This is a genomic window from Ardenticatenales bacterium (genome assembly GCA_020634515.1).
Classification (GTDB): Bacteria; Chloroflexota; Anaerolineae; order Promineifilales; family Promineifilaceae; genus JAGVTM01.
The window spans coordinates 314653-336599 of record JACKBL010000006.1 but is presented as its reverse complement, the minus strand read 5'-3'; the positions used below and the strand labels follow the sequence as shown (position 1 = coordinate 336599).

Annotated in this window: 14 protein-coding genes; 8 read left to right on the top strand and 6 right to left on the bottom strand. The window is 59.9% G+C overall.

From position 1 onward, the window contains the following. The first annotated feature begins 8 nt into the window (after positions 1 to 8). From H6650_17205 to H6650_17170, 8 genes are all read left to right on the top strand, one after another. Positions 9 to 1673: a glycosyltransferase family 39 protein gene (locus H6650_17205; protein MCB8953747.1), complete on the top strand. Its 1665-nt coding sequence runs from the start codon at positions 9 to 11 to the stop codon at positions 1671 to 1673. Next, a complete protein-coding gene (locus H6650_17200; GenBank protein ID MCB8953746.1) occupies positions 1660 to 3606 on the top strand; it encodes a hypothetical protein in 1947 nt (648 codons plus the stop codon). The genes H6650_17205 and H6650_17200 overlap by 14 nt, the downstream gene beginning before the upstream one ends. A gap of 215 nt (positions 3607 to 3821) precedes the next feature. Next, a complete protein-coding gene (locus H6650_17195; protein ID MCB8953745.1) occupies positions 3822 to 5375 on the top strand; it encodes a DUF11 domain-containing protein in 1554 nt (517 codons plus the stop codon). 304 nt (positions 5376 to 5679) lie between these two features. Further along, positions 5680 to 6126 (top strand): hypothetical protein, encoded by a 447-nt coding sequence (locus tag H6650_17190; GenBank protein ID MCB8953744.1) that lies wholly within the window; start codon positions 5680 to 5682, stop codon positions 6124 to 6126. A 114-nt stretch (positions 6127 to 6240) separates the two neighbouring features. Then, the gene (locus tag H6650_17185) at positions 6241 to 6444 is read left to right on the top strand and encodes a hypothetical protein (protein ID MCB8953743.1); all 204 of its coding nucleotides are present in this window, start codon (positions 6241 to 6243) and stop codon (positions 6442 to 6444) included. 82 nt (positions 6445 to 6526) lie between these two features. Beyond that, positions 6527 to 7174, top strand: coding sequence for a transposase (locus tag H6650_17180; protein MCB8953742.1), 648 nt, complete (start codon positions 6527 to 6529; stop codon positions 7172 to 7174). 184 nt (positions 7175 to 7358) lie between these two features. Further along, positions 7359 to 10319 (top strand): CHAT domain-containing protein, encoded by a 2961-nt coding sequence (locus tag H6650_17175; protein ID MCB8953741.1) that lies wholly within the window; start codon positions 7359 to 7361, stop codon positions 10317 to 10319. A 12-nt stretch (positions 10320 to 10331) separates the two neighbouring features. Beyond that, a complete protein-coding gene (locus H6650_17170; GenBank protein ID MCB8953740.1) occupies positions 10332 to 14372 on the top strand; it encodes an AAA family ATPase in 4041 nt (1346 codons plus the stop codon). Positions 14373 to 14391: 19 nt separating this feature from the next. Here the strand turns inward: H6650_17170 and H6650_17165 are convergent, their stop codons facing one another. The 6 genes from H6650_17165 to H6650_17140 all read right to left on the bottom strand — a co-directional run bounded on the left by H6650_17165 (position 14392) and on the right by H6650_17140 (position 21940). Continuing rightward, on the bottom strand, positions 14392 to 14616 hold the full coding sequence (locus H6650_17165; protein ID MCB8953739.1) for a hypothetical protein: 225 nt from the start codon (positions 14614 to 14616) through the stop codon (positions 14392 to 14394). A 119-nt stretch (positions 14617 to 14735) separates the two neighbouring features. Continuing rightward, positions 14736 to 14924 carry a PspC domain-containing protein gene (locus H6650_17160; protein ID MCB8953738.1) on the bottom strand — a complete coding sequence of 63 codons (189 nt, stop codon included), beginning with the start codon at positions 14922 to 14924 and terminating at the stop codon, positions 14736 to 14738. A 262-nt stretch (positions 14925 to 15186) separates the two neighbouring features. Next, positions 15187 to 16800 (bottom strand): peptide chain release factor 3, encoded by a 1614-nt coding sequence (locus H6650_17155; GenBank protein ID MCB8953737.1) that lies wholly within the window; start codon positions 16798 to 16800, stop codon positions 15187 to 15189. A gap of 204 nt (positions 16801 to 17004) precedes the next feature. Beyond that, positions 17005 to 18942 carry a cation:proton antiporter gene (locus H6650_17150; GenBank protein MCB8953736.1) on the bottom strand — a complete coding sequence of 646 codons (1938 nt, stop codon included), beginning with the start codon at positions 18940 to 18942 and terminating at the stop codon, positions 17005 to 17007. A 174-nt stretch (positions 18943 to 19116) separates the two neighbouring features. Further along, complete coding sequence (locus H6650_17145; GenBank protein MCB8953735.1) at positions 19117 to 20796, bottom strand: peptidase M14; 1680 nt, start codon at positions 20794 to 20796, stop codon at positions 19117 to 19119. Between the two features lie 55 nt (positions 20797 to 20851). Then, positions 20852 to 21940 carry a tyrosine-type recombinase/integrase gene (locus tag H6650_17140; GenBank protein ID MCB8953734.1) on the bottom strand — a complete coding sequence of 363 codons (1089 nt, stop codon included), beginning with the start codon at positions 21938 to 21940 and terminating at the stop codon, positions 20852 to 20854. Positions 21941 to 21947: the final 7 nt, after the last annotated feature.

Here is a 21947-nt window from a genome sequence, read left to right as displayed (position 1 = left end):
TCGTCGCCATGAGACGTTTACGTCACGTTCCTATCGCCTGGCCGGTTGTGCCGCTGCTGCTCCTGTTCTTCTTTCTGGCCCTGGACAGCATGGTGGCGGACAGCCCCACGATGGACGAGCAGAACCACCTCACGCGTGGCCTCACTTTCCTGGCAACGGGCGATCCTCACTTTAGCCTGGAGCACCCCCCGCTGATCAACACCCTCAGCGCCCTCCCCGTTTTTCTGCTCGCCGATGTCCATATCCCCCTGGACGATCCCAGTTGGGGCTGGCGGGATGGCTGGTATACGTTTGCCGACCGTCTGCTGTGGCAGTCCGGCAACGATGTAACCCTCGTCATCTTCCTGGCCCGCCTGCCCATCCTTTTTTTGACCATGGGATTGGCTCTTGTGGGGGCGCGTTTTGCCCGCGAACTGTGGGGGAACAGCCGCCAGGCGGCCTTGTTTGCCTTCGCCGTCCTCCTTTTCGATCCCAATCTGCTCGCCCACGGGCGATATACGACCACTGACCTGGGAGGGACGCTGTTTTTGCTCCTGGCGGCGTGGCTGTTGTGGCGGCTGTGGACGGAGACCGATTGGTGGCGCTGGCTGGCGGCCACCGTGGCCCTGGGGCTGGCCTTTGGCAGTAAGCTCTCCACGCTTAGCTTCGTTCCCATTTTCGCGCTGTTGGCCGTGCTGCCGCTGTATCCTGATCGATCCTGGCGCGGCGCATGGCGGCGGTTATGGCAGTATGGGGCGGCGGGAGCCGGCAGTTTGCTTGTTGTTTGGGCCATTTTCGGCGGGCAATGGGCTAATTTCGACTTCCAATCGTCGCTGCTGCAGCCGCTGAACGCCTGGCGCGGCCCGATGCCCACGTTTTGGTCCGGCATTGAGCAGATTTTGCTCATCAGCAGCGGCGGACGCCCCAGTTTTCTCCTGGGGCAATTTTCGGATACCGGTTTTCCTCTCTACTTCCCCATTGCCTTTCTCGTGAAAACGCCGCTGCCGTTGCTGCTGCTGTTGCCGGTGGCGTTGGTGATGCGGCTGTGGCGGACTAGCACCCGCGCCCGTGCGCTTTTTCTGTTTGTGCCGGCATTTCTCTACTTCCTCCTCAGCATCCAAAGCGCCCTGAACATCGGCTATCGCCATCTCTTGCCCATGCTGCCCTTTCTGTATCTACTGGTTGCCGGCATCGCCGCGTCATCGCCCGAACCAGGCGGGGCAAAATGGCCGCGCGCCCTCCTCGGACTGGCCGCGCTCTCCATCCTGGGCAGCACCCTCCTCATCCACCCCTATTACCTCAGCTACTTCAACGCCGCCGCCGGCGGTCCGGGGCGGGGCGGGCGCGTCCTCATCGACAGCAACATCGACTGGGGGCAGGATTTAATCCGTCTGCAAGAATGGCTGGCGGCGAACGAGATCGCGCACGTGAAGTTGTCCTGGTTTGGCACGGCGGACCCCGCCTACTACGGCATCCCCTACGAACCGCTGCCGGGCGTGCCGCGCCACTTCGACCTCTGGTGGAACGTACCTTTTGACCGCGACCACCCCGCGCCGGGGCTGTATGCCATCAGCGTCAGCAACCTGGGCGAGCCACCCCTGCGCACGGACGAGAAAACCGTCTTCGCCTGGTTCCGCGCCCACGAGCCGGACGCGCGTATCGGCTACTCCATTTACATTTATGATGTCCGCTAATGCCTCCCGTCGTCGCTGGCTCTTCGCGGCCACCTTCGTCTTGCTGCTGGCGGCCACGCTGCGGCTGGTGGCGTTGCCCGACGTGCCCCCCGGCCTGGCGCAGGACGAGGTGCTAAACGCGGACATCGTGGAGAACATCCGCGGTGGCGAACACGCTTTCTTTTTCCGCGAGGGCTTCGGGCACGAGCCGCTGTATCATTACTGGTCTGTTCCGTTCCAGGTGTTATTGGGGGATAATGTGCTGGCGGCGCGAATGCCGGCATTTTCCCTCGGTCTACTCCTGATAGCGGCCGTCATGCGCTGGCTGCGACGCGACGCCGGCCCCCTGGCCGCCCTCATCAGCGGCGCTTTCCTCGCCCTCAGTTGGTGGCCCATCATCTTCAGCCGCGTCGGCTTGCGCCCCATCCTGGAGCCGTTGCTGCTGGTGGGCATGGCCTGGTATTGGCGGAAGCGTCCTGTGACGGTTGGCCCTGCTGTTATGGCCGGCATTTTCCTCGGCCTCACCCTCTACAGCTACACCGCCGCCCGCGTCCTGCCCCTGCTGCCCCTTCTCTTTCTCCTCTACCTGGCGCTGCGCCGCGCCAGCCGCCGCCTCAGCCCCCTGCCGGCGGACGAGGCGTCATCCTGGCGGCAGCTTTGGCGACAGCCCCTCGTCATCTTCGCCGTGACGCTGCTGCTGGCGCTGCCCCTCGTCCTCACCCTGCGCGCCGACCCCAGCCTGGACGAGCGCGCGCGGCAGCTATCCGGGCCGCTGGCGGCTTTGCGCCAGGGGGATTGGGGACCGATATGGGCGACGACGCGGGCCACACTGGGCGTCTTCGCCTTCACCGGCGACCCGCGCTGGACGTATTCGCTGCCCAATCGCCCGCTGTTTGACCCGCTGACGGCGCTGTTTTTCGTGGGTGGCCTGGGGCTGGCGTTGTGGCGCTGGCGGCGACCATTTTATGGTCTGGTGCTGTTGTGGCTGGGGCTGGCACTGGTCCCCAGCGCGGTCACGCCGGACGCGCCGAGTACGGTGCGGTTGATTGGGGCGTTGCCGGTGGTTTATGCGCTGCCGGCATTTGCCCTCCAGGAGATTTTTTCGCGTAGTCACGAGCGAACAACAACCAAAGCAGGCACATACGCAGTAACAACAATAATCGGCATCCTCCTGCTCCTCAACGGCGGGCGTACCCTGGCGGATGGCTTCCGGCGCTGGCCGGCGGCGGTAGAAACACGCGAGAAGTATCAGACCGTCGTCTACGAGATGGCGCGTTACTGGGCCGCCGAACCGCCGACGACATTGGTCGTGGCGGATGATCGCGTGGACCCCATCGACGCGGACTCACTGCGGCGTAATCTGGGGCGCGATCCAGAGGCGCGTTGGGTGCAGGGTGGGCGAGCGCTGGTGTTCCCGGCGGAAATGCCGGCACAGCTCTTCGCGCCGGAGTACGCGCCACCACTGCCGGACCTGCTCACGCTGGCGGGCGTGGCGCAACCCCTCTATCGCAGCCCCAATCATCCCTCGTTTGCCGTGTGGGAACTGCCCCCGCCGCCGCCGGCAACCACGCCGCCGGCTACGTTTGAAGGGCGGCTGACGTTTCTGGGCAGTCAGTGGCTGCCGGACGGGCCGCCGCGCCTGCTGACGATGTGGCGCGTCGAGCAGGCGTTGCCCGCCGACCTGGCGATTTTCGCGCATCTGTTGGATGCTGAGGGCGTGTTGGTGGCGCAGCATGACGGCTTTGATGCTTTTGCGCCGTCTTTGCGGGCGGGGGATGTGGTGTGGCAGTGGCATGTGTTTGAAATGCCGGCATCCACGCCCCCCCCACGCACCCTCTCCCTGGGACTCTATACCCGCGACAACCTCACGCGCCTGACCTATCCGGGCCAACCCGCGGACCAACTCCTGATCCCATTGCCCGCGAATTTTGACGGAAGCGGCGACGATAGGTAATATATCCCGCTGGCTGCCAGAACGGGAATCGTCACCAAAACGTCCTGTTTTTCAGCCGCCAAAAGGGACAATCCATTATCAGCTTCACCCTTTCTAACAACCACCCGTGGCCGCGTGCGCGGTTCGATGCCGCGGTGGAAATTAACTTGCCTTGCCAGAATACCTGGCGCACGCCAGATTATCTGGCGCACCCTCAGACCTGTATGGAGGTATGAATGATGCTTAATATCCCCTCGGGGCAACTGCCAAAGCACATCGGGCGTGTTCTGCTCACGCTGATGATGGCGGCGGCGCTAACGCTTGTTTTGCTGCGCGCGGTTTTTGCGCAAGATGCCGGCACACCGGCCACGGAGGAAACGCCGGCGGAGGTGCTATCGCCGGATGCGCTCACCGGCTCACAAAAGCAGGTTGATCTAGATGAAGCGGCGGCGGCGGCGGTGCTGCAATACACGATTGCCATCAGTAACAATGCCGCCTCGCCCGTTTTGGATGCGTGGGTAACGGACACGTTGCCGGCGGAACTGACCTACATCACCGATAGTCTCACTTTTCCCGAAGCTTCATATGGCCTTTATAATGCCGGCATAATCACCTGGACGGGCATTATCGCCCCACACGACTGGGTGACCATCACCTTCCAGGCAACCCTGGCCGACGACCTCATTGCCGGCGATATGGTCACCAATACGGCCATGATCGCCGGCGCGGGCGCCGTGATCACGCGCAGCGCCGCCACGACCATCATTGACGTGCCCGTGTCCGATTCCTACATGGTCGCCCTGCCCGTCCTCTCCAAATCGTTCCCCTACGTCACCCTCAATCCCATTTCCCGCCCCAGCGCCAGCAACCAATGGCTTCTTACCTGGATGGGCATGGGCAGCGGCATTGAGGGTTACGAGATTCATGAATCCCACACGGCGGATTTTGCCGCGTTCACCAGTTACAGCGTGGGCGATACGACTTCGGCGCAGGTGACGCAGCCTTTGTCCCCGGATAATGCGTATTTCTATCGCGTGCGCGCCGTGGGGACGTTTGGGGAAGGGACGTGGTCGAATGTGCAGCAGGTCGTGGGCGGGTATCGTGATGATTTCGACGATGCCGGCACAGGCTGGACCGTCCGCCGCACCTCATTATGGGTTCCCGAAGACTACGACCGTCATCCCCGCTCCACCTACATTGACGGCGGCTACCTGGAACTGATGATGAACGACCGTTGGGATTGGTTCGTCACCAGCCCCCTGCGCCAGGCCCCCACACCTCCCTACGTCATCGAATACCAGGCGCAACTCGTCAAAGGCGCCGGCGTCCCGCCCAACCTCGTCAGCCACGGGGCCATCCTCGGCGGCGATTGGAACGGCGATGCCTGCCCCGAAATCGGCAACGTTTACGAAACCGACAACTGCTTCAACCACTTCTACAACTTCAACGTCATCTACCACGGTCCGCACAAGCTCCTCTTTGAGCGCGTGGACTACCTCGACTTCTGCCCCGAATGCGGCGGCTCTGCCCTCAAGCGCCTCAGCTACGACTATAGCGTCTGGTTTGAGGAAGAGAGCCTCACCGGCAACGAACCCGTCCCCAACTGGCACACCTATCGCATTGAAGTCCGCGATACGGGCCTCACCTTCTACGTGGATGGCGTCTGGCACGGTCACACCTCCGACACATCATACATCAACGACCCCTACTTCGGCCTCTTTGCCTCCACCGATGAGTACCGCCCCTCCCACTGGTACGTAGATTACTACCAGATCACCCCGCTCGACTAGGAAGAAGCCCGTACCAACAGCCCGCCAAACCGAAAATGCCCGATGGAAACCGTTCCATCGGGCATTTTTCCCTTTTTCACCGTAGGACAATTCGCTGAATTGTCCCGTTTCAGCGAATTGCGCTACAACGACCGTAGGACAATTCGCTGAATTGTCCCGTTTCAGCGAATTGCGCTAAAACAACCGTAGGACAATTCGCTGAATTGTCCCGTTTCAGCGAATTGCGCTACAACGACCGTAGGACAATTCGCCGAATTGTCGCGCTTACTTGGCAACTCGCCTCCATATCAGCCATAATAAGCCAATGGACGATCAACCTATCATCACACGCCCCCTAAACAGCAGCGAAAAAATATTGCGCGATAAGTTTTACGAGCGGTATGCTGCTCAAAGCGAGCTTATGGACAAGTTAGGACAACAATTGGTCACGCTGGAACTTGCCATTCCTGGCCTCTATGCAACTGTGCTAAAATTGACACAGGGAGAAAAGGCAGTGGTTACAGTAGATAAATGGCTCTATATTACATTTGGCTGCTGGTTTTTGGCCCTGCTGCTAACCTTAATCAGTTTGATTCCCCGTAACTGGCGTGTAGACCCCAAAGTATTTAAGGGCGACCCTGTGAAACAAGATGAGCCTTTAGGTTTGGAAGCCTTTTTCCACAAAAGCGCCCAATACAAACGACGCCTGTTAATAGCTTCCATCACCTTTTTCACCGTAGGAACCTTGAGTTCCGTGTTTCTCTTGTTTTGAAAGAAGTAGGCCAGGTTTGTGCCATAGCGAAGGAAGGACATGATAATTATGGATAATCCCCTGACCAGACGTCTTAAGTTTAAGTGTTGGAACTGCGAGCGCGAATATAGCCTCTTGCGTGATCTGCGTGATTTACGCCCCCGCTTTACGGAGGAGTGCCCCTTCTGCGGTTTTGAAGGTGTCATAGACCTGGCCCCATTTCGCCCTCCTGTCGTTGAAATCTACCAGGGGGCGGAGACAAAGCAACACCCCCTCGCGGAAACATACGCCCTACCAGACATCTTACCCACCGCCGACCCTGCTCACACACCCCTGTAGGACAATTCGCCGAATTGTCTCCTGTAGGACAATTCGCTGAATTGTCTCCTGTAGGACAATTCGCTGAATTGTCCCGTATAACATGAACAAACTTCGATATAACCATACCTATCGCCGCCATCTACCCCACATTCAACCCCCCGGTGCGACTTTATTTGTCACTTTCCGTCTTGCGGGTTCACTTCCCGCCCATGTGCGCCACATGCTACGCCGGACATACGAAGATCGTCTCGCCGCTGTGCAAAACCAATCCACTCTGGGATCGTTGTTGCGACAACAAGCAGAGTACCGCGAACAGAAGCGGTTCTTTGCCAACGTTGATCAATATCTTGACAACACTACGGATGGCCCACACTGGCTGAAACAGATAGCAATAGCTCAGGTTGTGGTGGATAGCCTTCACTACCGACACCAGCGAGTTTACGATCTGGATAGCTTTTGTATTATGAGCAATCACGTCCACGTTATGTTTTCTCCGTTGCAAAAAGGTGATGGCGAGTATCACAGTCTTTCGTCAATCATGCACTCTCTCAAGCTGTTTACGGCTAATCAGGCGAATAATTTGTTGCAGCGTCGGGGAAAATTCTGGCAAGAGGAGAGTTACGATCATGTTGTTCGTGATGAGGCTGAGTTGGTGAGAATTCGGGAGTACATCTTGCAGAATCCTGTTAGGGCGGGGCTTGTTTCCGAGTGGGACGAATGGGAGTGGACATTTGCCCGTTATTTGTAGCGCAGTTCGCTGATTTGCGAGGGGGACAATTCCGGCGAATTGTCCTGCGGTTTGTGGTGCAATTCGCTGATTTGCGGACAATTCTGGCGAATTGTCCTACGGGTTGTGGCGCAATTCGTTGATTTGCGCGGTTTGTGGCGCAATTCGTTGAATTGCGGCGAGTCAGGAGGAAGTTGTGGGCAAAATTGTTAGTGGGACGCCGTTTGTTATTCGCCCTCGGGTGGGGCTGTTGGAGCGGTATCCGTGGGTGCGGCATGCCAGCGCTGATCTGTCGTTGAAATATGCTTTTCATGACGTGGTGACGGATGAAGCGTTGGAGAATATGGGCGCTCTGCTGTGGAATGCGCTCGTGGCGGATGAACCGGAGTTGGCGGGAGATTTCGCGCAGGCACGGCAGGCAGCGGGGTTGGCGATTTTGTGCGTGGTCATTGAGAGCGATGATCCGGCTATCCAGCAACTGCCGTGGGAGGTGTTGTACCACCCGGACTATGCGTTTCTGGGTAAGTCGCCGGCATTTACGCTATTACGCCAGTTGCCAACGAGGCCGACGACGCTCCCGGCGCCGGAAGCGGGACCGCTGCGGGTGCTGTTGTTCACCTCTCTGCCTGATGATTTGGACGCGGAACACAGTCGGTTGAGCGTGGAGGAGCAACAGGCTTTGGTGCTGGAAGCGTTGGCGTCTCTGGTGAACGAGGGCGTGGTGCAACTGGAGATGCCTGACGATGGACGCTTCGCTACTTTGAAGCAATTATTGGGCGATTTCCAACCGCATTTGCTGTTTCTATTTGGTCACGGCAAATTTTATGATGCGCCGCACATGGAAGAACCGCCGTATGCGATTTTCCAGTTTGAGGCGGACGATGGGCGTAGCGATCTGGTACGGGATGAGGAGATTGCTCAGGCCTTTTTCGGCAGCAGCGTGCAGGGTATTGTTCTGTCTGCTTGCGAGTCGGGGCAGGGGAGTTCGCTGGCATTGACGCAGGGGTTGATGTGGCGGTTGAGCCAGATGGGCGTTCCGCACGTGATTGGGATGCGCGAATCGGTTTTGGAGCGAGCGGGCATTTTGTTTAACCAGGCGTTATGCCGTGCGCTGGCGCAAAAAGAGCGCATAGACGTGGCTTTGCAGCAGGCGCGCCAGGCGATCACCACGCCGCTGCGGGAAAGCATCTGGTTAAAAAACGATGCGGCGGGCGTAAGCGAAATGAGCCTGGGACAGTGGTGCTTGCCCGCGTTGGTGTCGCAGAACGCGGCGCAACCGCTGATCACCTGGACGTTTACGCCGCGGCCACAAGCCCAGACGTGGACCAACCAGACGCTGGAGCAGATCAGTCTGCCGCCGCGCTTTGTGGGGCGGCGCAGTGAACTGCGCGATTTGAAGAGTCGCTGGCGGCGGGGAGGGTTGCGGCAGTTGCTGATTACGGGGCCGGGCGGGCAGGGGAAGACCGCTCTGGCAGGCAAGCTGGCGCAAGATTTGCAGCGGCGCGGCTATACTGTTTTTGCCTGGTCAGCCGGGGCGGAGGGGGATTGGGACGCATTTATGTTGGAAATGGAGCTGACGCTCAGCCCGACGCAGGCAGAGCGGTATACCAGGGGCGTCGGACGGCTGACGCAGGAGGCGGACCGCATCAAATTATTGCTGCGACTGTTGTTGGCGGAGCAGGAGCGTGGGGTGGTGTTGTTTTTCGACAACCTGGAGGCGGTGCAAGACGCGCAGACGCTGGCGCTGACAGACGAGCGTCTGCGGGCATGGCTGGCGGCAGCGCAAAGCGTGGCCGGACCGAGGTTGATCCTGCTGCTTACTTCCCGCTGGCGTTGGCCGGCATGGCCGGAAGCAGACCATTGGCCGCTGCGCCATGCCGGCTACGGCGACTTTTTGCAGATGGCGCTGTTGCAAAATCTGCCTCCCGCATTCCTGCGCGAGCGGAAGCGGCTGCGGGAGGTACACCGGGTGCTGCACGGCAATGGGCGCGGGCTGCATTTCTTCGCTGCCGCGATGCGGAATATGGACGCGGCGGAAGAGGAAGCGTTCTTGCGGACGCTGGACGAAGCGAACGCGGAGTTGCAAACAAACATGGCTCTGGCGCGGATTGTGGCGCACCTGAATTCGGCGGAGCGCGACCTGTTGGCGCGGTTGCGGGCGTACCAGACACCCGTACCGGCGGAAGGTGTGGTGAAGATTGGGTTGGATTTGCCCGCGCCGGAGCAACTGCTGCAACGATTGCTGGCTATTTCACTGGTGGAACGGCAGTATCATGCCCGCTGGCAGGTGCATGAATACCAGCTTCCGCACCCCGTGGTGACCTGGCTGGAGCAGCAGGGGGTACCACCGGTGGCCCGCGCGTGGCGGCTCGCGGCAGCCGCTTACCTGGATTACGTCTATCGCCGCGAACGACCAGAGATAAGCCAGGCGCTCCTGGTACATCAGGCGTGGCAGGCAGCCGGAGAACAAAGGCGAGCCGACCGGCTGGCGCTGGACCGTATTGTGGGCGCATTAAACCGTGCCGGCCTCTATCAGACGCTACTCAAGGATTGGCTCCCCCTTATCCGCGAGGCGGACGATCCCCGGATCAAGGCGGAGGCGCTGGGACAAACAGGGAAACAGTACTTTCATCTGGGCGACTACGACACCGCCCTCGCCTATTTGCAGCAATCCCGCCACATCAGGCAGGAAATCGGGGACAAAGCGGGGGAAGGGACCACCCTGAATAATATCTCCCAGATTTTCAAAGCCCGCGGCGACTACGACACCGCCCTCGCCTATTTGCAGCAATCCCTCCAAATCTGTCAGGAAATCGGGGACAAAGCGGGGGAAGGGACCACCCTGAATAATATGGCCACGACTGCTCACGCCCGCGGCGACTACGACACCGCCCTCGCCTATTTGCAGCAATCCCTCCAAATCTGGCAGGAAATCGGGGACAAAGCGGGACTGTGCGCCACGCTTTTTAATATGGGACATATCCATCGGCAAAATGGATCGATCCAGGAAGCTGTGGGGGCCTGGGTGATGGTCTACCTGATGGCCAAAAAAATAGGGCTGGCGCAGGCGCTGCAGGCGTTGGCGCAGTTGGCGCCGCGGCTAGGGCTGCCTGGTGGGCTGGAAGGGTGGGAGGCGCTGGCGCGGCAGTTTGGGAATGGGGAATAGACGCGGCGCACTATGAGGGACGAAACACAGGTCGCCCACGTTGTCCCCTGGGCGCGGCGGCTGGCGGCGTACTTGCCGGTGACGCTGGCGCGCCAGATTTTGCGCGGGGAGCCGCCCACGCCGGGCGAGCCGCGCCAGATTCGCGCCGCCACCCTGTTCGCGGACATCTCCGGCTTCACAGCCATGTCCGAGGAACTGGCGACGGATGGGCCGCGGGGCGCGGAGGAGTTGAGCCGCGTCCTGGAGGACACTTTCACGCCCCTGATTGCGATCATTCACGAGGCGGGCGGCGCGGTGAGCCACTTCCACGGGGACGCCATGACCGTTTACTTCCCGGAAGGGGGCGTGACGGACGCGGCGCGGCGGGCATTGGTCTGCGCCCAGAAGATGCAGTCGTTGATGTGGACGCAGTTGAGCCAGGCGCAAACGGAGCGCCCTCCGGGGAAACCGTCCACTTTCCCCCTCACGCTGAAGATCGGCGTGGGTTATGGCGAATGCCTGGAAATGGTGGTCGGCGATCCGGAAACGCACGCGGAATTTGTGCTGGCCGGGGCGGGCGTGGATGATGCGGTGAACGCGGAGAAGCAGGCGAGCGCGCGGCAGGTGATCGCCAGCGCGGCCTTGATGCGTGAAGTGGGGTCTCCCGCCACCAGGGATTTTCAGCCGTGGGTGCATCCGTTGCCGGCATTGCCGGCACTACCGCTGCTAGATTGGTCCCATTTTTCGGAGGCGGACCATGCGCGACTGGCGCAGGCGGCGCCGGCATTCCTGCCCGCGGCATTGGTGCAAGGGCTGAACTTCGGCCCCCACCTCTCGCTGGCGGAACATCGCCCCGTGACCAGCCTCTTTGTGCAGTTTGGCGGCCTGGATTACGCCAGCGCGGCGGCAGGCACGCTGTTGCAACGGTATTTTGCCTGGGCGGAGGAGATCGTGGCTCGCTATGGGGGCGCATCCGCCTACCTCAATCGCGTCTTGATCGGGGACAAGGGGAGCCAACTGCACATCATGTTTGGCGCGCCCGTGGCCCCGGATGCGCCAGAGCGAGCGGTCCGCTGCGCGCTGGCGTTGCAGCGGGAAAAGCCAGACTTCATCACGCGGCAGCAGGTGGGGCTGGCGGCGGGTAAGGTGTTTGCCGGACCCATTGGCGCCGAGAGCCGGCGAGAGTATACCGTGGTGGGAGACGTGGTTAATCTGTCGGCGCGGCTGATGCAATTGAGCGAGGAGGGAGAGGTGGTCGTGGCGGAGGCTGCCGCGCATCGCGCCGAGAATGTGGCGGTCTTCGCGGCAATGCCGTCGGTGAAGGTGAAGGGGAAGCAAGTCATGATTCGGCCTTATCGCGCGCTGCGCGAACGTCCGCGCCCGGCATTGGGGTTGGATGACGCCCGGCAGGCGCGTACGATTCCGCTGGTGGGGCGGGAGGCGGAGATGGACCTGTTGCTGGGCAGCCTGGACACGGCCCTGCGGGGATTAGGCAGCGTGGTCGCCGTGTCTGGCGGGGTGGGTGTAGGAAAAACGCGCCTGGTTGTGGAGGGGATAGCCTATTGGCGGGCGCAGGGGGGGACGGATTACGTAGCTTTTTGCCAGTCGCACATGGTGGATGTGCCTTATGGGCCGTGGTTGGAGATTTGGCGCGCTTTTTTCGGGTTGGAGGCGGGGATGCCGGCATCTTCCCAACAAGAGCGCGTGCGTCAACAAACCGAGGCGCTTTTCCCGGAGGCGGGGGAGGATGCGGCTTTATGGGGGGATGTGCTGGGTTTGGGGGGAGAAATGCCGGCATCGCTGGCCAACCTGACGGCGAAAGCCCGGCAGGTACGGTTCTTTGACCTGGTGCGGGGCTGCTTTTTGGGTCGCGCCCGGCAGCAACCGCTGCTGTTGTGTTTTGAGGACGTGCATTGGGTGGACCGGGCCACCTTAGAGATGATTGATGCGCTCACCGAGGAAGTCCATGACGTGCCCTTCGCCGTCGTGCTGACTATGCAAGCCCACCATGACGCGCCGGCGCAAGCGGAAAGACCCCTGGCGGCGCTGCTGCGGCCAACGTGCAGCCGTGTGCCGCTGGCGGATCTGCCACCGCGGCACGCTTCCGAACTCCTGCGGCATTATATAGGGGATTTGGAGCTGCCGCCGGCGGTGGAGCAGCGCCTGGGGCTACGGGATCGGGATGGGCAGGCCAGTCCCGTCAATCCCATGTTTCTGCGGGAAGCCGTGCAGGCGCTGGAGGGGATGGGCGTGCTGCGGCGCGGGACGCGGGTAACGCTGGATAGGGACCGGCTGGAGGGGGTGCAGTTGCCGGATACGATTCATGGGTTGGTGCTGGCGCGGTTGGACCGATTGCCGGCATCCACCCGCTACCTGGCACAGATAGCCGCCGTTATTGGCCGCCGCTTTGATCTATCACTCCTGCAACACCTCGTCGGTTCCACGCCGGGCATCCACATGGCGCAGCAGTTGGCGCAGCTGTCACACGCGGACATCGCGCAGGCAGTGACCGCGGAATCCACCATCACGCACCAATTCCAGCACGTCATGATGCGCGAGGTGGCTTACGAAAGCCTGCCCTACGCGCAGCGGCAGGAACTTCATACACAAATTGTCTCCTGGTTGGAGGCGACCCACGCGGAAAACCTGAAACCTCACTATGGCGTGTTGGCGTATCATTGCGGGCAGGCAAAGCTGCGGCAGAAAGGGTTAACGTATGCGGTGGGGGCGGCGGATGAGGCGCGCCGGATTTACGCCAATTGGGAAGCAATTGACCTGTATACGCTGGCGCAAAACCATTTGCAGGCGTTGGGCGTGGACCAGTACGCGGATGTGGCGGCGCATGTGGGGCTATCGCAGGGACATATCTGGTTGATGTTTGGGGAATATGAGCGGGCGGAACCGTTGTTTGCGGAGGCATTGGCGCTGGCGCGAGCGCATGAGGCGTGGGGGCATCTCGCGCATGCGAATAACTTGCTGGCGGAGTTGAAGTTTCGCCAATCAAAGTATGGGGAGATTGTCAATTATACGCAACCGGTGAAGGCGTTGGCGGAGCGGATTACTGTGGATGACCTGGCGCTGGCGTATTTGTGGGATGGTTGGGCGGCGGCGAATGCCGGCAATTACAGCGAAGCGTTGCAAGAAGTCGATGAGGCCGTGCGCCTCTGCCAGCAAGTAGGTAGCCAGCACCGCCTGGCATTGGCGCTAGAGGCCAGCGCCTTCATTTACTACTCCCAGCGTCAGCTAGACAAGGCCATCGACGCCCTCAGCAAAGGAGTACGGCTGGCGCGCGCATTCAGCGTCACCGTGAACGTCGGCTACACGCTCAACAATCTGGCCTGGTGTCAGTTTGAAGCCGGACACGCAACCAAAGCGCTGGAAACCCTGAACGAGGCGGCCCTCCTGGCACAGAAGGCGGGGCGGAATCTATTAGCCATCGTCCTGGCAAACCGGGGGGGGATTCATGGTTACCTGGGCGCATACGACGCAGCCGCGGCAGACCTGAGGCGCGCGGTGGATATGCTAGAAGACATGGATGACGACTACACCCTGGTCGAAGCCCACCTGCAATGGGGTCACAACCTGGCCGCGGCACAAGAAATGTGGGACGAAGCCGCCTATCATTTGAAACAGGCGCAATCGCTCATTGGCTCGCGCACCAGGCAATATGCGGTAGAACACACGCGGGTGCTGATTGGCCTGGCGCAGGTGGCGCTGGCGCAAGGGCGCAACGCGGAAGCAAGGACGCTGCTCGATCAGGCGGAAGCAGGGGCAATCAACATATCCTGGTGGCGGCCCGCCGTGGCGTACTTTCAGGGAGTGGCGGCACGGCAAAAGGGGGATAAGGCGCGCGCGGTAGCACATTTCTCTGTTGGTCGGCGACTGGTTGAAGAGCAGGGCTGCCCGGATTATTTACCGTTGTTGTTGCTGGAGTTGGCGCGTTTGGAGGAGGATCCCGCGCGGCGCAAGACTTACCTGGAACAGTGCCTGTCGGCGACACAGCGGGCGCATGCCGCCGACAGGGAACGATGTGAGCGTGAAGCCACACATCTTCTCAGTCTCCATGAAGAATAGCCATCCAGTGTCAGGTGTGTCAGGTGCCAGTGCCCGGGTGGATACTGCCATCGGGTCCTAGTGAGCCATACTGGGCCACAAATGCGTCCCAGTTGCTTTCATCAAGCCCGTTGAACAGGGCCACTTCCTCAGGCGTGAGGTCGTAACCGCGGAGAGCGTTCGCCGGGTCTTCAAAGATTTCCTGGCGAAATTTCTGGTCGGAGACGGCGCGGGCGAGTACTTCGAGAAAAACAGCGTAAGACATATTGCCCTCCTGCAAGTTTATGTCTCTCCGCCGCCCCCGATTCCTGGGTCGTTTCCTTTAGAATATCAAACGGCTCTCACGACTCCTGTGGTGTATGACACGACTTTTCTGTAAATGGCTCATCGTTTCTTGGGGATCAGGAGCCACAACACCAGGTAAGGCAGCAGACCTGGCAGTCCACCAGGCAGCAGGAGCAAGAAGAATATCAGGCGAATGATAAACGGACTCCAGCCATAGTACGCGGCAATGCCGCCACAGACACCGGCAATGATCCCATTTTGTCGTTCCAGTATGTGTTTTTCGCTCATTTTTGATTCTCCAGGGCGGCCCCGATGAGCGGGGCGCAACATGAGGGGTGAAAATAGTCACGGATGGCCCGGATGGTTGGAGATATTCCCGGAAGGTATCTAGTCAGCCTCTAGGGTATATGGTCCCAGAGATCTTCCCGGAAGCTCGATTCACTTGGTATCAAAACAGCTTCCGGGAAGGTGGTTGTGAAAATTATCCCGGAAGCTCGATTTCAAGCCCAAAACGCCTCGTCGCGGCTTGTGGGAAGGCTGACACGCCTCTTCACGGCGTTTCCTTGAAACTGAGGTGAGGGAATTTACCCTGATAGTAGGTCAGTTCATGTTGGGAGTTGAAGAGGCCGACCAGGCGACCGGCGGTGTCGTGGGCGCGTAACAGACCATAGCGCCAGGGGAGCTGCGCAATGTCCGTTTCCGGACCTTCGATCCAGCGACAAATGGACTGCGGCAACATCTGTCGGCGCGTGACCACGCCGTACTCGCCTTCCAGACGGGCTTCGACCACGTCAAACTGGAGCATTCCCACGACGGCCAGGATGGGATCGCGGCGCATGGCGTCGGCTTCGTAGAGGATTTGCATGGCGCCTTCGGTGCGTAGTTGGTCGAGTCCCTTGATGAACTGCTTTTGCTTGCTCACGTCCATATTAATGAGGCGGGCGAAGTGTTCCGCGGGGAAGGTGGGAATGGGGTCGTAGTTGAAGAGCGTGCTGCCGGCATTTATCGTATCCCCGATGCTGAAATAATCATTTCCCGGCAGGCCAATGATGTCGCCAGGGTAGGCATCGTCCACCACCTCGCGGTCGTCGGCGAAAAACTTGTAGGGGCGGGACAGCCGCAACTGCCGCGTCGTGCGCGGGTGATGAACCGACATATTACGTTCAAAGCGCCCACTGCATATGCGCACAAAGGCGACACTATCGCGGTGGCGTGGATTCATGTTCGCCTGAATTTTGAAGACAAAGCCGGAAAAGTCTGGTCCGGTGGGTGGAATAGGACCCATATCGCTATGATAAGAACCGGGCGCGGGAGCATACTGGATGAAGTCGTCGAGGAACAACCGCACGCCAAAGTTGGTGAGGGCGCTGCCAAAGTAAACGGGCGTTTGCCGTCCTCCCCGCACCTGCGCCAGATCAAAGGTCGCCATCTCATCCAGCAGACCGATATTGGTAAGCAAGTCGTCCAAACGCGCATCGCTCAAACCCCGGCGCACACGCGGATCGTCGAGCGTCGTGATCGTCTGTGGCGAAATGGTCTGGTTGCGCACCGTGCGGTCAAAGAGGTACACCTGCGCGGTGAGGCGGTCATAGACGCCGAGGAAGCTCTCGCCGTCGCCGATGGGCCAGTTCATGGGTACGGGCTGCATTCCCAGGATGTTTTCTACTTCATCAAGCAGTCCTAGCGGGTCTTGCGCCGGGCGATCCATTTTGTTGATGAAGGTGAAGACGGGGATGCCGCGTTGCCGGCATACTTCAAACAATTTCCGTGTCTGTGCCTCCACGCCTTTGGCCGCGTCCAACACCATCACCGCGCTGTCCGCGGCCATCAACGTGCGATAGGTGTCCTCCGAAAAATCCTGGTGGCCGGGCGTATCCAGCAGATTGATGATACAGCCTTTGTAAGGGAACTGGAGCACCGTGGAGGTAATGGAAATGCCACGCTCCCGCTCAATCGCCATCCAGTCGGAGGTGGCACTGCGCTGGTCGCGGCGGGCGCGGACGCTGCCGGCAAGATGGATGGCATTGCCGTAGAGCAGCAATTTCTCCGTGAGGGTGGTTTTGCCGGCATCCGGGTGCGAAATAATAGCAAATGTACGTCGCCGGGCGGTCTCCGCCGCCAGCGTGGCATCGGGCGAATGGATTTGTTCTTCTTGGTTCAGCATACTAATTCAAAACTTCTTGAGATCATAGGAGCGTGTCGTATCTGGCCGATTCGCTAAACTGACATGCCATTAGTAACCGCCCGAAAACAACTTCACACTTTTTACGGGCGGTTACTGACAAGCTGCCCGCACATTTCCGCTAATTTAATTGCGGGCAGCCACTTAGCTTCCGTCTGGAAATGACGCAAACAAACCTCTAGCATATCACTGAACCGCCGATCCGTCACTATTTGTGAAAACGGCGAAGGCGTGGTCCACATAATCCGCCGCGCCGACCAGCGTCACATGGTCATCCCGCTCAAAGCGGGTATCCGCCGTGGGCACAAGCAGTTCGCCTTCTCGTTTGACGGCGAGAATCAGGACGCCTGGGGGCAGGCTGAGGTCGCGCAGACGTTTCCCAATGACCGTCGGATTGCGTACCACGAATTCGTGGACCTCCTTGTCATCGTCAATGCGCGTCATCAGGTCAAACGCGGCCGGATTGCGCGTGAGCATGACGACGAGGGCGGCGTAGTCCGTAGCCGGGTTGGTGGCTGTGACGCCGAGGCGTTGAAAGCGGTCCAGCGCCGCCGGATCGGGGACCTGGGTGACGATGTGTTCGATGTCGAACTGGCTGCACACATAGCGACAAATGGCATAATTCCGCTCTATGTCTGCGTAGGTGGTTACGAGGCGGTTGGCGCGGGCCAGGTGAGGCACGATCTCCTTGTGCGGCCGGTCGAGGCGCCCGATGATGGCCTCGAAACCCCGGGCGCGCGCCTGCGCGATGCGTCCGGGGTCGTCGTCGATGAGCAGCACGGGTTCATGGTGACCGCGCAGTTGTTCCGCCACTTCCAGGCCGAATTTGTCCGCGCCGGCAACAATAATGGGCGGCGCCCCTACATCGGTGATGGGGGGTATGAGGCGGTTGAAGAGCAGCGGCCCCAAAGTGGCCATGACGATGGCGAGCAGGATGATGTCCGCGTTGATGGCGGAGGTGAGGATGCCGAGTTCGACGCCAATGGCGGCTTCGGCGATGATCAGGGACATGCGCGCGGTGAGTAACATACCGCCGGCGATGGTGGCGCGCCAACCGAAGGACCAACGGAAGAGGAGTGCGGGAACGACTTTGACCAGGATGGCGACAAGGGCAAATGCCGGCACAAGCCACAATGCCTCCGGGTCCGCCAACAACGCGCCTACGTTAAAACGCACGCCCACCATAATAAAAAACACGGGAATAAAGAAACCAAAGCCGACGGATTCCAGTTGGTGTACCACTTCTTTGTCTTCGGGACGGGCGAGCAAGGAGATTAACATGCCGGCAAGAAACGTCCCCAACACAATCTCCGCGCCCAACTGCTCCGACAACACCACAAACGTGAGAAACAGGGCAAAGGAAAAGCGGAGTTTGACCTGGGATGTCGGTGTGTTTATGGCCGAGATAAATCGCTGCACCGTGTCGCTGGTGTAAACGTAGTTGAAGGCCACATACGCGGCCACAAACCCCACGAATACCAGGCTCACCAGCAGCACTTCTGGGTGAAACCCGCCAATCTCAATCACAGCCACGACAATCGTGAGAATAAGGAGCGTACCAAAGTCAGCAATCGTCGCCGCAACCAGAATGGTCTGGCCCAGAGGACGACTGATATAACCGCTTTCCTTGAGGACGGCCACGATCAGGCCCAGTGACGAGGGAGCAAAAATGAGGATGAGAAAGAGCCAGTTGTTGCCCTGGAGTAGATTGGTGCGCGACAGGGCATAAACGAAACCCCATGAGAGCAACAGGGTCAACAAAAAACTGAGGATTCCCAGAGGCACGGGGCTGCGCAATGTCTCGCTTAAGCTGTTCTTTCCTGTTTCGGCCCGATTTATTCTCAGGCTGCGGAAGTCTATTTCCGTGCCGGCCAGAAAAAACAGAATCCCAAAACCGATCTCGGATAAGATAGCCAGTACGGTATCCGATGCCAGTTCCGGATAAACCTGACCCAGCAATATGCCCAGCAAAATCTCGCCCACAACCACGGGCAGCGCCAGCCAGCGATTGATGCGATTGATGAGCACCGGCACAATAAACGCCAGGGCTATCACCAGCAGCAGCGGGAGAAATGAACCTGTCTCCGCGGGCAGGGGGGCAGAAAGAATGTCGCTATTCATCATAAAGGTCCTGTTCAATGTTTGGCGCTAACAAAAAGGGCAAAACTAGGAGGCGGTTTCACGATCAATGATAACCTCCCCTGGCGCGCGACGCCAACTCCCCCAACAACGATGAAACGGTGCGGCGCACACGTACATATGCGTGCGCCGCACCCATTGAATCCTACAGTATCTCTCCTACGGTACGTCCAGGAAGATAGCGCTGGCCGGACCGAGGTTGTTGTTCACGTCCATGGCGTGGACGTAGATGATGTGGCGACCGGGTGTCAGGCCGCTGGTGTCAATCACCGCGGCGCCAACTTCGTTGCTCGTGTTATACGAACCATCTCGCGGATACAGCGCGTGCGGCGAGAATCCGGCAACCCAATACGGTTTGTCAATGGAGTAGAACCCAAACTTGATCACCTGTCCTCCGTTTTGCGTATCGTTTAACTCGGCGCGCAGGAAGACCTGGTTGGGCGCGAAGGGAGTGGCGGACAGGTTGCGTGAGTCCGGTCCCTCGACCAGTTTGTAGGGCATGCGGGCGATGCGTGCCGCATATTGCAGCGCGGGAGCATTGTCCGGCCATTGTATCGAATCGATCTGGCTGTACGGCGGCATGAAGGAAGTGCCCACTTCAAATGTGAAGGAGGCGACGCCCAATTCGCCATAGGCAAAGTCGTCCGACGTACCGCTGGTGTCGTAAAGACAGATTGATGGCTGGCAAGACGTGTAGCCGTTGTAGGTGGCGAATTTGTCACCGATTTTCTGCAGGTTAACCTTATTGGGCGCGGGTGAGGTGGTAAAACCCCACGGCCAGAGCACCAGTTCGCTGTAACTGTGCATGGTAATGAAGATACCGGTCGCGGTCAGTGGCGCGGGGTCGGTGATTCCCGGACCTCGTTGATCAGGGATGATCGACTTTACCAGGGTTTCCAATTGGGCCACTTCCATTTCGGAGGCCGCGCTAGAGCCGCGGAATTCCAGGTTGCAGGGCTGGCCGCTGCTGCCGCCCGAATTCCACATGAAGCTGTGGTTGCGGTTCAGGTCAATGCCGTACTGGGAAAAGCCGTTTGGCGGCCAACTGTTGCAGCCATCGCTGCGATTGGCGTTCTTGCGCTGCGTCCAGCGGCCGTTGTTGTAGGGCGGCTGCGTGCCCAGGTCAACGATCCAGCGCCCATCCGGGTTGACGGAGGGGACAACCCAGACCTCATGGTAATCGACGATCCAGGTGGCGTCCGCGTTGGTGTTGTAGCCGTTGACGAGCCAATCGATCATGCGCATCGCCAGTTCCGGCGTGGTGATTTCACGTGCGTGGATGTTGGCCATGAGGAAGAAGGCGGGCTTGTCGCCGGTGATGGCCTGGTTGGTAATACGCATGGCGCGTAAATCGTAGCCAGCCTGCGCGTCGCCGCCGGGGGTTACGCAGCCACCAATACTCTTGCAGTAGCTATCGCCATAGTCCACGATTTCCGTGATGGTGGGATTGGCGGCATGGATGGCGTCCATATCCGCATAGAGCTGATCAACCGTACGATATTCGTCTAGCAGAGCGTCCACGTAGGCCGGGTTGAGCATGTTCGTGCCTTCTTCATCTACCTCCATGCGCCAACCTTGTTGCGCCAGTTGGTAATAGCCGTCCTGAGTCATGGATGCCAGCACGTAGCGCTCCTTCAGGTTGTTGTATTCCCAAACATCGTAGCCGTTGAGGTTATCCAGGTCGCTGATTTCGTTGTAATAAATGCGCACGGCAAATGTGCCGCCGGGAAGACTGCTATCGGGGGCATCCGCCTGGGCGCGCGCGGCGAGGCCGGGCAGGGCCACGGCCAACATGACGACGACCAGGCCCGCGACCAGCCAGAGTATTGATTTCTTCATTTTGAACTCCTGTGCGAATGTTGTGTGGGTTGGCGGTTGGTGAATAATGGCGGCATCATGTACGTTCCGCGTCTTCCGTACCTGTTCGCATTCCATCCCGCCGTAATTGCGCGGATGCTTCCGCCGGCGACTGATCCACGTTATCCAGCCACTCGCTCACCACATGCGTGCCCAGCACGGGGGCATAGATGCCCCGCGTGGTGGAGATGTCCGCGTGTCCCAAGTATTCCTGCACGACTTCCAGCGGCATCCCGTCACGCAAAAGCTGCGTGGCGCGGTAGTGGCGAAAGTCGTGCGCGGAAAGGGTGGGGTCTAGCTTGAGCGCGCGCACGGCAGCCTTGACCACATTGTGCGCGGAGGTCTTGGAGAGGCGGGCGCTGCGCGTGTTGCGGCTGTGGGCGACGAACAGGGCGGGGTTGGTGTCCCGTCGTTCCAATAGATAGGCGCGGATGGCCTGCTGCGCATGGGGTCGCAGGTAGATGGTACGCGGTTTGGCCCCTTTGCCGGTGACGTTGGCGTAGCTGGCATTGCCGTGGGCGACGTTGCCGCGATTGAGGGAGATGACTTCGGAAAGGCGGGCGGCGGTGGCGTAGAGGACGTGGACGAGGGCGCGGTTGCGCAGGAGGGAGAGTCGTCGGTTGAAGGGCGCGTTTTGTGGGGGGAGGGGGAGGTTGTCGTAGTAGGTGACGATGAGGGGGATGGCTTGCCGCGCTTCGTCCAGATCAATGACGGTTTCGGCCTGGTTGCGTTCGATCTGTCGGCGGCTGAGCTGTTGCTGCAATTTTCCGAGGCGGAAAGATGCCGGCAATAAATCCAACCCATCCAGAAAGAACAGATACCCCAGGACGGCGGCCATGTACGTTGTTGCCGTGGAACGAGAGCGGTTGGCAATGAGCCAGTTGCGAAATTGGAGGACGGTTGGCTGCGTCAACTGCGCGGGCGAGAGGGGCCACGCCTGCGTCGTCACGTAACCATCGCGGCCAAAATGTTGCAGCCAGTCCGCAAAAAGACGAAGACCACTGCGGTACGTGGTCTCCGTCTTGACGCTTTGTCCGACTTCCAACAAGTAGCTGGCCTGATGCAGCCACGCGGGTTCGGCGGGAATGGGACGACCAGAGATGGGAAGCGTTACATGCCTTGCCATTGATGCA